A 13,754-nucleotide genomic window follows, 5' to 3' on the forward strand; every position below is an offset into this window, starting at 1 on the left:
CTAGGGAGCGAGTGCAGCTAGGGAGCGAGTGCAGCTAGGGAGCGAGTGCAGCTAGGGAGCGAGTGCAGCTAGGGAGCGAGTGCAGCTAGGGAGCGAGACGCTCCCACTACTGTATTCTCTGGCTATGGTAGTGCGGGCATCTTGCCCGTTAATGCGTAAGTCCTATAAAAACTCAAAAGAGATTCTCTTGAGTTTTACTCGGGTTTGACCCCCAATTTAATTGGGGGTTTTTATTTTGCCAAAAAGGTGCTATCTTGGGAAACAGGTCAAAGACCTTAAACCAAATAAGTGTTTTGAAATTAAACCATTTAGGAAATAAGGAGGTGATGCCCATGATTGATGATAGTAGTAAAGTTATGGGTCTTCTGGTTAACAATAGTCGGCTGTGCGCCGGAGCCGCTCTCTAAGATTCGAGATCGGTGGTTTAATGAGGCGAAAACAAAGCTAGGAAAACAAAACTAATTTTGTCTAGTAACTTAAATTACCTGAACTCGAGGGCTGGAGTTCCTTCCGGCAGTTAGGCTTTAACCAAGAAGACCCTTGCTAGACCGCTCTTACATTTCAGCAAAACCCTAGAGGCAATGCAAAATGTAGGAGCGGATAGTTTTTAAGGTAAGAAAAATAAGAGATAAAGAAAAGAGAGATGACACAATTATTAAATCAAACGGAAATTCAAGCAAGGCTGAAAACATTGACAGGCTGGAAACAGAACGGAAAAGTCATTCAACAAACATTTAGATTTAAAAATTTTATCGCTGCGATCGCCTTTGTTAATGAGTTAGTCGAACCGGCTGAGACTGCTGGGCATCATCCCGATCTGGAAATTTCTTATAATAAGGTAACAGTCAGCATGACCAGTCACGATGCGGGAGGTTTGACCTCTAAGGATTTTGACATGGCTATGACAATTTCTGAACTGGTTGAGAAACTTTTGCGGTAAGATTATGCGGAGAAGGGGAGATAGCTTCAACTGAACTATCTTTCCTGATACCATGCTAGGCTAAAATATCAAATTGTCATCCTAAGCGTAAGGTGTGAGGACGAGAAAAACTATGGACAAGCAGTTTTGGAAATTACAATTATTAAAGAGTCCAGCTATTCTGGGGATGGCACTGACTCTTGTATCTACTTCAGCCGCGATCGCCGTTGAACCGGACACTTCTCAGGAAAGCAGCAAAACGGGGAGTTCCCTCGAACTTCAAGCGGAATTGAAGGCTGAAACAGAAGCAACGGATTCGATCGCCCTCAAAACAGGAAAAACTAAAGCAATTGGCGCAAAGGCGATCGCCGATGTCACCCCTCAAGTATTCCCAGAAGCACTCCCGGCAGCAGATTTTGCGATCAGTACAGTAACTGAAAATACAGCAACTGAAAATACAGCAACTGAAAATACAGCAACTGAAAATGCAGCAACTGCGATCGCGGCTAAGTCTGAAGAATTAGAAGAATTAGCTCGTACTGAAGACGAGAACATCGAAGAACTTTTAGGTTTATCGGCTCCACCCCAGCAACTCGCTCAGGTTTATGAGTCCCCTACCAGCAATAACGAAGTTCTCGATCGCATCAACCAGTACGGCAACGAAGACACCAATGGCAGCATGGGTCAAGGTGTTCCTGGTGCGGCTCGTTTCAGCGACGTATCCCCGAGCGACTGGGCTTATCAAGCCTTAGATGATTTAGTCCGAAGATACGACTGTCTCAAAGGGTATCCCAACGGCACCTACCGAGGCAGTCGCGCCCTGACTCGTTACGAATTTGCAGCCGGTTTAAATGCTTGTTTGCAACAAATCGAGCGATTAATTGCTGCTTCTACAGCCGATTTTGTCACCCGTCAAGATTTGGAAGCATTGCAGCGTCTCGTTCAAGAATTTGAAGCAGAATTAGCCACTCTTGGCACTCGCGTTGATAATCTTGAAGGTCGCGTTGCGTTCCTCGAAGATCATCAGTTCTCCACAACAACAAAACTGGGTGGAGAAGTTATCTTTGGCTTAACCAATGACTTTGGTGGCAATACCAATGCTTCTTCCACAGTTTCAAGCGTCGGTCAATCTGCCTTTGGCGATCGCGTTCGTCTCGAATTCAATACCAGTTTTTCCGGTAACGATCGCTTAGTGACGCGGTTAGCGGCGGGTAATTTAACTGCCTTCAGTACAGGATCTGTTAATAACCTCAGCAATACCAGTTCCTTTGCTGCCAATCAAACCTTCAATATTCCCAGCGATCGCACGGGAAATGACGTTTATATCGATTGGTTGGGTTACTACTTCCAATATCTCAATTCTCAAGCCTACGTTGCAGCTACTGGCGGGAAATGGAGCGATGTCGCGCCTACATTAAACCCCTACTTTGAAGATTTTGATGGAGGGAATGGTTCCATCTCAACCTTTGGTCAGCGCAACTCCATCTTCCGAGTTGGTGGTGGTTCCGGTGCAGCATTGAGCTTTGGCTTTACTCCCATTGAAAGCATTCTCGGTCCGAGTACCTTAACCTTGGGTTATTTTGCCGGTAGTAATGCCGCTACTCCTGGTTCTGGTTCTGGGTTATTCAATGGCGATTACGCTTTCATGGGTCATTTGAACGCTAACGTCAGCGATACTTTTGGCTTGGGATTAACCTATATCAATGGCTATCATGCTAGTGGTAGCCCCATTTATGCTGAAGGTCGCGCTCGTCAATCCGGACAAAACGGATTAGTAGGAAGTTATACTTCCAATAATCCTTGGGTATTGTTAGACAACAATACGGGTGGAATTCCGATGGTCACGAACTCCTATGGTGCTGAGTTCTCCGTCCGTCCTAGCGAGAGTTTCGTGATTAATGGCGGTGTTACTTACACCAGCGCCATTCTGTTAGGACGAGGCAATGCTGACATCTGGTCTTATTCTCTCGGTCTCGCTTTACCCGACCTTGGTAAAGAAGGGAATGTTCTTGGCATTTATGCTGGGATTCAACCGACTTTGAAAGGAATTCGTGCAAGCGGAGTTCAACGCGATCGCGGTCGGATCGATGATGTCTGGCACATTGAAGGATTCTATAAATACCAAGTAACGGATAATATTTCCATTACTCCTGGTGTGGTTTGGGTTCTGAGTCCTAACCAAGATGTTCGCGATGAGTCGAATATTATTGGTACTTTAAGAACGACTTTCTCGTTCTAAACTAACTCGCTTTCTTTAAATCCTGTAGGGACGTTAAATTTAACATCCCTACAGGATTTTTATAGATTCTCGATCTATGCAGTTTTAGCATTAACTACTCTCACAGCGTTAAAAGTGCCGATGCAGTCGTTGAGGAGATTAAAGCCGAAGGTGGAGAGGCGATCGCGCTACAAGCCGATGTTAGCCAAGAAGAACAAGTGCTGGCTATGTTTGCGAATATCTTGCCCGAGAATATCACGAATTACGAGGGATTTTAAAATCCGCTTACGAACAACAAGTTCCTATTTTTGTCTTAGTTAAATTTGTCATGAAGTCTCTCTAGAACTTTAATAATATGTAATAATATGTAAATCCAAACGCATGATTACCCATGTATCTCGATCCGAATGATATTAGCCCCTTCAATGGTAACTTTTTTGGTCTTCCCTCAAATATTGAAGAAGCAAATCTTGTTTATTTTCCCATTCCTTGGGATGTTACCACCTCTTATGGAGAAGGAACAGCAAAGGGTCCCCAAGCTATTTTAGAGGCTTCTTATCAACTCGAATGGCACGATTTTGATTTTCCCGATATTTGGCGCATTCCTCGCGCTACTTTTCCCATTTCTGAGGAAATTTACCAGAAAAATCAAGAAATGCGATCGCAGGCAAAAAAAGTAATTCAACACCTTGAAAACGGAGGTAAAATCGACGCTTCTATTATTACTCAGAAATTAAAAGCTGTTAATCAAGCCAGTATTGAATTAAATAATTGGGTCTATCAACACACGAAAATATTCCTCGAACAAAATAAACTTATTGCCTTAATTGGAGGCGATCATAGCGTTCCTTTAGGCTATATGCAAGCCCTTGCAGAAAAATATCCCAGCTATGGTATTTTGCAAATTGACGCTCATGCGGACTTGCGAAATGGTTATGAAGGCTTTATTCATTCTCATGCTTCGATTATGTATCATGTCTTGCAAATTCTGAATATTAATCGCTTAGTTCAAGTGGGAATTCGCGATGTTTGTCAAGCAGAAATTGCACGCATTCAACAAGATGAAAGAATCATTGCTTTTGATGACTGGCAACTTAAAGATAATGCTTTTTCTGGTATGACTTGGGCAGCACAATGTCAAGAAATCGTAACGCAATTACCCGACCGTGTTTATATAAGTTTTGATATTGATGGCTTGAGTCCAGAATTTTGCCCCCATACTGGAACACCGATACCGGGAGGATTGCAATTCAATGAAGCTATTTATTTACTGCGAGAAGTGGTTAAAGCAGGGAAAACTATTATTGGTTGCGACCTCTGTGAAGTTGCTCCCGGAAATGATGAATGGGATGGTAATGTTGGAGCAAGACTGCTTTACAAACTCTCTAATTTTATGCTTGCTTCTCAAGCAACTTAATATTTCCACAAACCCAGAAGCATAGAAAATAATTTACTTTAGGAGTAATTTTACGATGTTTCCGCTTTATTTGTTAGTTGAATCTCATGCAGGAATGATGCACTCATCTAACCCTATTTTGCCAATACTCGCCGTTATTTTTCCGATTCTTCTTGCTTTAATTAATATCTATGTGGGTAAGATGGAATGGCTCAATAAAATCATTCCTGAATTTCGTTGGATTTCCTTGGGTGCAGGGGTTTCGATCGCCTATGTTTTTCTAGATATCCTACCGGAATTAAGTACTGCACAGATGGAAATTGAAGAATCTGGTTTGATGTGGCTTACCTTTTGGGAAAAACACGCTTATCTCTTGGCTTTAGTTGGGTTAGCACTCTTTTACGGATTGGAATTATTAGCAGATAATTCACGCAAAGCGAACTTACAAGCATCAGGAGAAGACTGCACCAGCCAAGGAGTTTTTTGGGTGCATATCGGTGCATTTGCCTTCTATAATGCTCTCATTGGCGAACTATTGAGCAATACAGAGGAGAAGGGATTAGTACCCGCTATTTTACTATCTGTTGCCCTTACTTTGCATTTTTTAATCAACGATCGCAGTTTACGAGAACATCATAAAAAGCCTTACGATAAAATTGGCAGATGGGTGTTAGCGGGTGCTTTAATAGCGGGTTGGGTTATCGGAAGTGCTTTCCATTTACCGGAGGCATTTCTGGCTGTATTATGGGGTTTAGTCGCTGGAGGTTTGATTTTAAATGTTTTAAAGGAAGAACTGCCAGATAGCAAAGAAAGTTGTTTCCCATCCTTTATAATGGGAGCAGGAATCTATGCGATTTTGCTGTTATCTATATAAATACCGTAATTAAAAATCTTGTTAGAGGCGATCGCATTCTCAAAAATGTTTAAGGGATGTCCCTGAAGAATCCCCCAAAACCCTGAGACTTAGGACACTGAGAGAAAATTTCGAGAAAGTTGGGCGATCGCCTGGGATAGAAAGCGAAACAATGTGTCAAAAACCTTTACAATGGGAAAAAAGCAGAACAAAGAAGAATTCTGACTGGATATTACAGACAGATTCTTGTTGTTCATTTGCATTCCTGCTTAAATTTGAAACAAAAAAAGGATTTTAAAATTATGACACCAACATTATCTAACTTTTTCTTTAGCCTCATTGCTGGAGCATTAGTTGTTGTCGTTCCTGTTGTTCTTGGTCTTCTGATTATCAGCCAATCTGATAAAATTTCCCGTACCTAAAAGTATCTTCTCAATAACACTGTTCAATAATACTGTTCAATAATACTACCTCGGTATGGCAACACCGAGGTAGTATTATATTTTAGTTATTTATTTTTAATCTGCGATCGCCTTACTATACCAATACAATCGCTTTTTTGTTAGCATCTTTCTCTGTAACTCTGCCAATACAAACGCTCTCTGAATATCCGGCTGCTTGTAGTTGTTGCAAACAAGATTCTAGGCGATCGGCTGGAATTGAAGTCAATAATCCTCCCGATGTTTGCGGATCGAACAGTAAAGCATAAAGAGGGGATAACTTAAATTGTTCTCCATTCTCCACCATAGCAGAAGCTCGGACATTCTGCAAGTGAAGAGAACTAAAAAATCCTTCTTGCATTGTCGCGATCGCGCCTTCTAAAATCGGAATTGCTTCTATGTTTAATTCTACCGCAATTTGTGTTCCTTGTACCATTTCTTGTAAATGTCCCAAGAGGCCAAAACCCGTCACATCAGTACAAGCACTCGCCCCGCAATTCTGCAAAATTTGGGCTGCAATTTGATTGGATAATAACATCGAGGCGATCGCCTTTTCGATCCATCTTCCTTTCCCTTGATAGCACCGATCCGCAGCAAATAATGTACCGGTTCCGATCGCTTTAGTAAGGATTAAAACTTGACTTGGTTTCATACCTTTTTTTCGCAAAATTTGTTCGGGATGAATGCAGCCATTACAAGCTAAACCGAAAGCCAATTCTCGATCTTCAATAGTATGTCCACCCACGAGAGAAACCTGCGCTGCATCTAATACAAAGATCGCCCCAGAAAGAAGCTGATATAATGTTTCTTCGACTTTCTTTGCTGTTCCAAAAGGAATATTAACCATTGCTAAAGCGCTTTTTGGAGTTGCTCCCATAGCAAACAAATCATTTAAACTATGATGGGTCGCAATTTGACCAAAAACAAAAGGATCGTTGACTAAACTGCGAAAATGATCGATAGTTTGGACGAGATATTGATGATCTGGACTGCGAAGAATAGCTGCATCATCGGGAGTATTTAAACCGATAATAATATCAGAGTTTTGTAGGATTTCTAAGCGATTTAAGACTCGTTTTAGCGTTGTTTCTCCCACCTTCGATCCACAACCTCCGCAATACATCGTTGGGATATCTGAAGGTAGAGGAATTTTATCTTTAATTTCTCTATTTTGGGAAGGAGACAGGGGAGGTAAGCGATCGAAACGATTCATAAATTCGCGATCGATCCAATCCTTCCAATGCCATAATAAAGGAGATTGTAATCCCCAAAAAGAACGAGAGGCGATCGCACTTTTATCTCCCGTACCAATTAAAGCTAAATATTGTTTTTGAGGAATAAAAGGTTTTAAGGGGCGATCGAGGATAATATTGCGTAAATTTTCAGATAAAGGCTTTCCTTGACGAACCGCAAAAACCCCCGCTTTAGGACGAGGATGATTCTTCATTGTCGCAATATCTCCCGTAGCAAAGATATGAGAATGAGAAACAGATTGAAGCGTATCTTCAACTAAAATAAAACCGCGAGAATTCGTCGTTAATTCCGATTCTTGAATCCAAGCAGGTGCTGATGCTTGAGTTGTCCAAAAAATATAATCATATTCTCTCGTTAAACCAGACTCGCAAATAATGCGATCGCGTTGAATTTCCGAAACTGTTTCTGATAAGTGCAATTCTACATTACGAGTTTTTAATATCTGTGTCAATCGCCTACTAACCCAAGAATTATGACCCGTCATTAAACTTCTACCGCGATGGAAAAGAAGAAATTTAAGATTCTTTAAAGGATATTGCGATCGCCTAAAAATATTCTCTAATTTTGCTTGTAAATTTAACATTAATTCAACCCCTCCCGCACCTCCTCCTACAACAGCCAGAGTATGAGATTTATGAGGATTTGCTTCAATTTCTCCGACAATTGTTGCCCATTGTTTTAAAAAGCGAGGAACAGGTTTAACAGGAATCGCATATTCTGCGGCACCGACAACAGCATTTTTAACAGGAGTGCTACCAATATCAATAGATAAGTAATCAAAAGCAACAGGAGGATGTTTCTGACAAATAACTTTATTATTTTTTAGCTCCAATCCGATCGCGCGATCATGGTATAATTGAATCTTGGCGAAACGAGAAAGACGCTGTAAATCAATATGGCTTTCATCATAAGAATAAAATCCAGCAACATGACCTGGAAGCATCCCTGAATAGGGAGTATGTAAAGCATCAGAAATCAGCGTAATTCTCAATCCAGAGATAGGATTCATAGCAAATAGTTTCAAGGCGATCGCATGGCTATGTCCTCCACCAATCAGCACTAAATCTGTTATAATTGGATAATCATCAAGCATTTTATTTACCTGTTTCCTGCCATACTCTTATTTATAAAGAATTTATAAATAATAGCCAAACTATTTCCAAGCATCCCAATCTAAATTAAAAATGGAAGCATCGGGAAAGGCATTGGGATTACCTCTTTCCACCAATCGCAATTTTAACTCTTGTAATTGCGGATTGGATCGAGGCATTGTTTCCACCAGTTGATAGGGCATAATATTAGTTTCTAGGGCATAAGTAGCCGTCATCCCTGCGGCTGCCCCTACGGACCATTCAAAGGAATGCACCCGATAGGCCGCAGCAGCAATATGACTGGTAGCAATACTTTTTCCTGCAACTAAGAGATTATCAACTTTTTGAGGAATCATAGCACGCAGAGGAATTTGTGCCGGATAGGTCAAACCCGCACCCTGCCTTGTTCCCTCTCGTTCCGTATTGCCAGGAAGTTCCGGAGGAGAAAGAGTCATGCAAGGATGAAAATCAATATTATATTGAGCAATTCCCACCGAGTCGGGATAGAGAGTCGAACGGGTGCGGCGGGTAATGCGTTCTGTGGGAATATCGTCCATAATTACATCAATAATGCCCAATCCAGCCAATCTCGTCCACATCTCCCGATACATTTTCCCTGGTAAAGTGTTTTGATAGTATTCATCGCGATAGTTCTTTGCAGAGATATCCAATTCTGTTACCATAAAACCCTCGGGATACGCGAAAGAAGGACGACCAATAATGCGACGACCTTCGCGAATGTAGGGATACTTTGATAAACCGTGCATTGTTCCCATAGGGGAATCTAAACCTGTCAAATAGCGATGGGTGCGATCGCCTTGCTTGACTCCTGCACCTAACCGCGAGTCGGTGGTTCCTTGCACCAACCAATAGAAAAAGCCGATCGCATTTTCCTCGCCTTTGCGTAGTGTTTCTGTTCGTAGTCCTCCCAGCCATTGCCCTGATTGCAACTGTCCCATCTGTTGCAATTGAGAACGAGTATAAATTAAATTATCCCTTTCCGTCCCTGGGCGATAGTCATTTCCCCAAGTCCAGTTTTGCATAGATATATCCCCAGGGGTGACTTTACTCCAGCGAATGCCGCCAAAACTGTCCATTTCTCCTGTTTTAGGACTCCAGATGCGGCGATAACTAAAGAGAAGATCGATACTGGCAAAGCGAGAGAGTTCGTAACTGTAGTAGGGTTCGTATTGGCTATAGAAGGCAGGCACATCATAAGTCTGCGTTGCTGCCATTTTTTCCATGGCAAAAGTATAGGTAAACCCTTGAGTACAGTAGGGATTTCCTTGGGTAATACTGCCCGAGGAAGAGGGTTCGACAGAGGAGAGGGGATCGATCCCGAGGCGATAGGGAACATCAGCAAGGGCAATGATTTCCCCCGTTTCCGTGGCATCGATAATATACCAATTAGCCAAGCTGGGATCGTTTTTTAATTTGGGCAGAAATTGAATAATCGTTTTGCTGAAGCGAGAGGAGTCGGTATAAGTATAAGCGTCTTCGATGGTTTGGGAGAGAGTTTCTTGGTTGAGGGGAGGGGTATTGGGTTTGGGTTGGTGTTGAATGGCGATCGCGCTTTGAATAATATTGCCTTGGGGACTGATTTCTAAGTCTTTAATAACAGTGTTGGGAAACCAGTGTAATGTTCCTCGTCCTCGTTTGGCAGCCTGTTGTAATTGTGCTGTGAGAATTTTATGGGCATCTTTGGGCAGAAAGCAAGATTCGCTGACCCAACATTCCCCAGGATCGAGGCGACCGTATTTCTTTTCGATGCGAATGCGGAGTTCGTTATACCCTTGGGGATAAAATAAGAGCGATCGCTGTTTGCTTTTTTCATCAAGGGCGGAGGTGCCTTGAGCGGAAATTTGCCCCCCTACCCAGTCGGTAATCTCCGTCATGCAAACCGTCCGTCCGTCCCGTAGAGACTCATAAGCCGTCGCTACTCCCGCCAGTCCGCCCCCAATGATCAAGATTTCGCATTCAACTATTTTATCTGGCGATCGAGCCAATACGGGAAGAATTGCTGTTCTGAGGAACAATAGACTGAAGGGAAGAGAAAATAATAATTTCTGCCAAATTACTTTCATGAAGAAAAAATACAAAAGATAAATATAAATATAAATTATAAAAGAGAAAAGACGCTTGGGAGTCTTTCCTTGTTTCGACCCCAAGCGTCTTCTCTCACTTTTTCCTCACACCTGACTACCAGATTACAGCAAAATTTAGAAATGTCAACCCTAAAAAGCAATCTATAACTTTTTTAAATACTTTAGGTGTTTTCACTTAGTTTTTCTTGTGGGTAAACTCTAAAGCGCGATCGTGAATGATCCCATTACTGGCGAGGATGCCGCGATTTGCTGTTAACTTCTCCCCCAAGGAGAAATCTAGGGGTTTGCCATCGAGGTCTGTGACGCGGCCTCCCGCTTCTTCTAAAACGATCGCCCCGGCGGCATGATCCCAAATATTTTCTTGCTTATCCCGGCGATCCTTTGGGGGAATGCGGCTATAAAGATCGGCTTCTCCTCGGGCGACGGCGGCATATTTGGCTTGAGAGTCCATCCGTAAAGGGGGGGAAGTCATGCCCAAGGCTGTCATTAATGCTTCTTGTTTGTTGCGATCGCTGTGACCAGCTTCAACACTGGTAATCAGTCTGAGGGTTTGGGGATCATTTGTCCCATTAACCTTGGCAGTTTGGGAAGTGTTGTCTTCCAAACTTAGCATTTGCGTGCCTTCTCCCCGCACCGCCAGAAATATTAGTCCCTTCCCACTGTTTGCATCTGTGGGATCTAGAGGTAAAGCCGGACATCCCAATATTCCCAATTTTAGATCGCCATTTTCCACCAAAGCCAAGGCGATCGCATATTGGTCGCCGCGAATAAACCCCTTTGTGCCGTCGATAGGGTCAAGAGTCCAGTAACGAGGCGCAATTTTACCGTTACCGCGATCGATCCAGTGGAGAATATCATCAGGAGTGCTGTGGGGAAGAATATCCTGTATTAAACCGACCAGCCCCGAGAAAACTTCTTGGCGATCGCTTTGTTGCAAAATTGAAGCATCTTCTTCGCCAATAATGGCATCTTCAGGGAAATTCTCTCCTAATGCCTGACAGATAATTGCTTGTGCGCCAAAGTCAGCGATGGTAACAGGGCTAGTATCTTCTTTGGTCAGGGGTTGAGACTTTTTACGGCGAATCGTTTCGCAGAGTTTGGCCGCCGCAGTTACGGCCGCGATCGCAGTTTGTCGTTCTTTTTCGTAAACCATTTTTCAGTAACCTAGGGAATAAAGAAATCTTTAACTCATGACTGCAATAACGCGATCGCCTTGGGACAATTTTTTCATTTCCCCTAATGCTTCTTGACGCGCCCAGCGATCGGCGGCAATAATATCCTCTAATGAGGGAGTTTGGCTATTTTGAGATTGGAAGCGATCGCAGACTTTTTCAATAAGTTTAGGAATATCCAAAAAGCCAATTTTCTCTTCTAAAAATAGAGCGACAACTTGTTCATTAGCAGCATTCAAAACCGCAGGCATCGAACCCCCAGCACGTCCTACCGCATAAGCTAAATCTAGGCAAGGATACTTTTGGCGATCGGGTGCAGTGAAGGTCAAACTCCCTAATTTCACTAAATCCAATGGTTCCCAATTAGTTCCCAAGCGTTCTGGATAAGATAAAGCATATAACAAAGGCAAGCGCATATCTGCCCAACCCAATTGTGCCAAAACTGATGTATCTTGTACCTCAATTAATGAGTGAATAATACTCTGAGGATGAATAACAATCTCAATATTGTCGTAGCCCATCCCAAAGAGATAATGTGCTTCAATTACCTCTAACCCTTTGTTCATTAAAGTTGCCGAATCAATAGTAATTTTTCGTCCCATTGTCCAGTTAGGATGTTTCAAAGCATCAGCAACTTTAACCCGAGCTAATTGTTCTGCGGGTAGATCCCGAAAAGCTCCCCCAGAAGCCGTTAAAATAATCTTACGAAGCCCCCCTTCTGGGACCCCTTGCAAACATTGAAAAATTGCTGAATGTTCTGAGTCTGCGGGAAGCAATTTAACCCCATATTTCTGCACCAAAGGCAAAACAACCGGACCCCCCGCAATTAAAGTTTCTTTGTTTGCTAAAGCAATATCTTTCCCCGCTTCAATAGCTGCCAAGGTCGGTAAAAGTCCCGCACAACCGACAATTCCCGTGACAACGCTTTGGGAGTCGCCATAACGCGCAACTTCTACTACTCCCTCTTCCCCGGCTTGAAGAATGGGAGAATAGTCAAGGGAAGCAAGTGCCGCTTTCAGTTCTGGAAATTTCGTTTTATCCTGAATGGCGACAATTTCTGGTTTGAATTGACGAACTTGTTCCGCCAACAATTCTACATTCCGTCCGGCAGCCAAGCCCACAACCCGAAATCTATCGGGATATTGTTGTACGATATCGAGGGTTTGCGTGCCGATAGAACCCGTTGAACCAAGAATTGCGATCGCTTTCACAGACTTTCTCCCTTAACTAAACTTAATAATTCGGAATTTTTTGTTAAGTTTACCCTAGTTAATTTGTTTCTAAAAAACAACCCCTCTCCTTCTACTCCGATTTTGTAGGTCATTTCTGCTTCTCAACTATCCCCGAGGCGATCGAGATTGATTAAATCCTCCAAATTAGCCACGATCGCCGGTTCAGGAATATCCGATTTGTCTTCCTGTATCGTCACCTCATCTTCCCAAAAATCATCAATTGCACTCATGCTTGACCTAGAGGGTTTGGGTTGAGTTGCCTCTTTTTTTGCCAGATTTTCTCTGACCTTCTCTGGTTTTGAGGATTCCGCAAGAGGTGTCGGGGAATCCATTTGCGGCGGTTTTGAGGTAGTTTCCTCCCCAGCCTTGATCGCTTCTGAGGCTATCTCTACCGGAGTTTGTGGAGACTCTATTTTTGTAGATGTTTCGCGAATAGGTTCAGAAAATGGTGTTTCTAGGACAGCTTCTCCCACATCTTCAACCTTGGCGACTTTAACTGATGGAGAAGTAACTAATGGAGAAGTAGTTCTCAACTGCTTAAATAATTGAGTGAGGGGTGTCAACCAATGGCTTAACCTTGCTTGAACTTGCGGGGAAACTTCCGTTTGCTGTTCCCGAGGGGTTTTCTCCAGGCGCAATTCGAGGAGTTGCCACCCGAAACCGAGTAAAAGTCCTACTCCTGCCATTTGACCTAATAAAACTCCCCCTGTGATGCGTCCGGCACAAATCCACAAAACTAAAGCATAGAACAGTCCTACACTACTCCAGATAAAGTCATTGCGGCGATAGATTTCAGGATAGAAGAAAGCTGCCATATAAAGGGCGAAGCTACCCAAACCGACGGCTATTGCTAGGATGTGTGCCAGCATTCTTGGAACTCCTCTTTAGGTTTGCTCGAGAAAACACTCAGTGGTTTTTAATTTAACAGAATGTTGGTCTTTCTGAAATCATGGGTTAATTTGAGGCAGGGGTTGTTTGTGCAACATTTAACCTATTCAAAGCTATTCACCTTGAACTCGTATAGCATCATCCGTAAAGGAGATGGCTGTTGCCTGCAAAGCTCGAATCATAATG

Annotated in this window: 10 protein-coding genes; 5 read left to right on the forward strand and 5 right to left on the reverse strand. The window is 42.9% G+C overall.

The window, feature by feature from the left end; translation table 11 throughout:
* The first annotated feature begins 643 nt into the window (after positions 1-643).
* From JUI58_RS06810 to JUI58_RS06830, 5 genes are all read left to right on the forward strand, one after another.
* The gene (locus tag JUI58_RS06810) at positions 644-940 is read left to right on the forward strand and encodes a 4a-hydroxytetrahydrobiopterin dehydratase (RefSeq protein ID WP_204103008.1); all 297 of its coding nucleotides are present in this window, start codon (positions 644-646) and stop codon (positions 938-940) included.
* Positions 941-1,052: 112 nt separating this feature from the next.
* Positions 1,053-3,158, forward strand: coding sequence for an iron uptake porin (locus JUI58_RS06815; RefSeq protein WP_204103009.1), 2,106 nt, complete (start codon positions 1,053-1,055; stop codon positions 3,156-3,158).
* 370 nt (positions 3,159-3,528) lie between these two features.
* Complete coding sequence (locus tag JUI58_RS06820) at positions 3,529-4,554, forward strand: agmatinase family protein (protein ID WP_204103010.1); 1,026 nt, start codon at positions 3,529-3,531, stop codon at positions 4,552-4,554.
* A gap of 55 nt (positions 4,555-4,609) precedes the next feature.
* On the forward strand, positions 4,610-5,407 hold the full coding sequence (locus tag JUI58_RS06825) for a hypothetical protein (RefSeq protein ID WP_204103011.1): 798 nt from the start codon (positions 4,610-4,612) through the stop codon (positions 5,405-5,407).
* Positions 5,408-5,688: 281 nt separating this feature from the next.
* Entirely contained in the window at positions 5,689-5,808 is a 120-nt protein-coding gene (locus tag JUI58_RS06830) for a photosystem II reaction center X protein (protein WP_204103012.1), read from the forward strand.
* Between the two features lie 115 nt (positions 5,809-5,923).
* Here JUI58_RS06830 and selD read toward each other — a convergent pair whose 3' ends face one another.
* From selD to JUI58_RS06855, 5 genes are all read right to left on the reverse strand, one after another.
* Positions 5,924-8,173, reverse strand: coding sequence for a selenide, water dikinase SelD (gene selD / locus JUI58_RS06835; protein ID WP_204103013.1), 2,250 nt, complete (start codon positions 8,171-8,173; stop codon positions 5,924-5,926).
* Positions 8,174-8,233: 60 nt separating this feature from the next.
* A complete protein-coding gene (locus tag JUI58_RS06840) occupies positions 8,234-10,255 on the reverse strand; it encodes an FAD-dependent oxidoreductase (RefSeq protein WP_204103014.1) in 2,022 nt (673 codons plus the stop codon).
* A gap of 196 nt (positions 10,256-10,451) precedes the next feature.
* On the reverse strand, positions 10,452-11,429 hold the full coding sequence (locus tag JUI58_RS06845; RefSeq protein WP_204103015.1) for a 3'(2'),5'-bisphosphate nucleotidase: 978 nt from the start codon (positions 11,427-11,429) through the stop codon (positions 10,452-10,454).
* 30 nt (positions 11,430-11,459) lie between these two features.
* A complete protein-coding gene (gene dxr / locus JUI58_RS06850) occupies positions 11,460-12,659 on the reverse strand; it encodes a 1-deoxy-D-xylulose-5-phosphate reductoisomerase (RefSeq protein ID WP_204103016.1) in 1,200 nt (399 codons plus the stop codon).
* Between the two features lie 122 nt (positions 12,660-12,781).
* Positions 12,782-13,549, reverse strand: a complete 768-nt coding sequence (locus JUI58_RS06855; protein ID WP_204103017.1) for a Ycf66 family protein — start codon at positions 13,547-13,549, stop codon at positions 12,782-12,784.
* Positions 13,550-13,754 lie beyond the last annotated feature (205 nt).

The sequence above is a fragment of the Spirulina sp. CCY15215 genome (assembly GCF_016888125.1).
GTDB lineage: Bacteria > Cyanobacteriota > Cyanobacteriia > Cyanobacteriales > Spirulinaceae > CCY15215.

Coding starts and splice junctions, on each gene's coding strand:
- JUI58_RS06845 (WP_204103015.1), bottom strand. CDS start 11,429: ATGGTTTACGAAAAAGAACGACAAACTGCGATCGCGGCCGTAACTGCG.
- JUI58_RS06810 (WP_204103008.1), top strand. CDS start 644: ATGACACAATTATTAAATCAAACGGAAATTCAAGCAAGGCTGAAAACA.
- JUI58_RS06825 (WP_204103011.1), top strand. CDS start 4,610: ATGTTTCCGCTTTATTTGTTAGTTGAATCTCATGCAGGAATGATGCAC.
- selD (WP_204103013.1), bottom strand. CDS start 8,173: ATGCTTGATGATTATCCAATTATAACAGATTTAGTGCTGATTGGTGGA.
- JUI58_RS06815 (WP_204103009.1), top strand. CDS start 1,053: ATGGACAAGCAGTTTTGGAAATTACAATTATTAAAGAGTCCAGCTATT.
- JUI58_RS06820 (WP_204103010.1), top strand. CDS start 3,529: ATGTATCTCGATCCGAATGATATTAGCCCCTTCAATGGTAACTTTTTT.
- JUI58_RS06855 (WP_204103017.1), bottom strand. CDS start 13,549: ATGCTGGCACACATCCTAGCAATAGCCGTCGGTTTGGGTAGCTTCGCC.
- JUI58_RS06830 (WP_204103012.1), top strand. CDS start 5,689: ATGACACCAACATTATCTAACTTTTTCTTTAGCCTCATTGCTGGAGCA.
- JUI58_RS06840 (WP_204103014.1), bottom strand. CDS start 10,255: ATGAAAGTAATTTGGCAGAAATTATTATTTTCTCTTCCCTTCAGTCTA.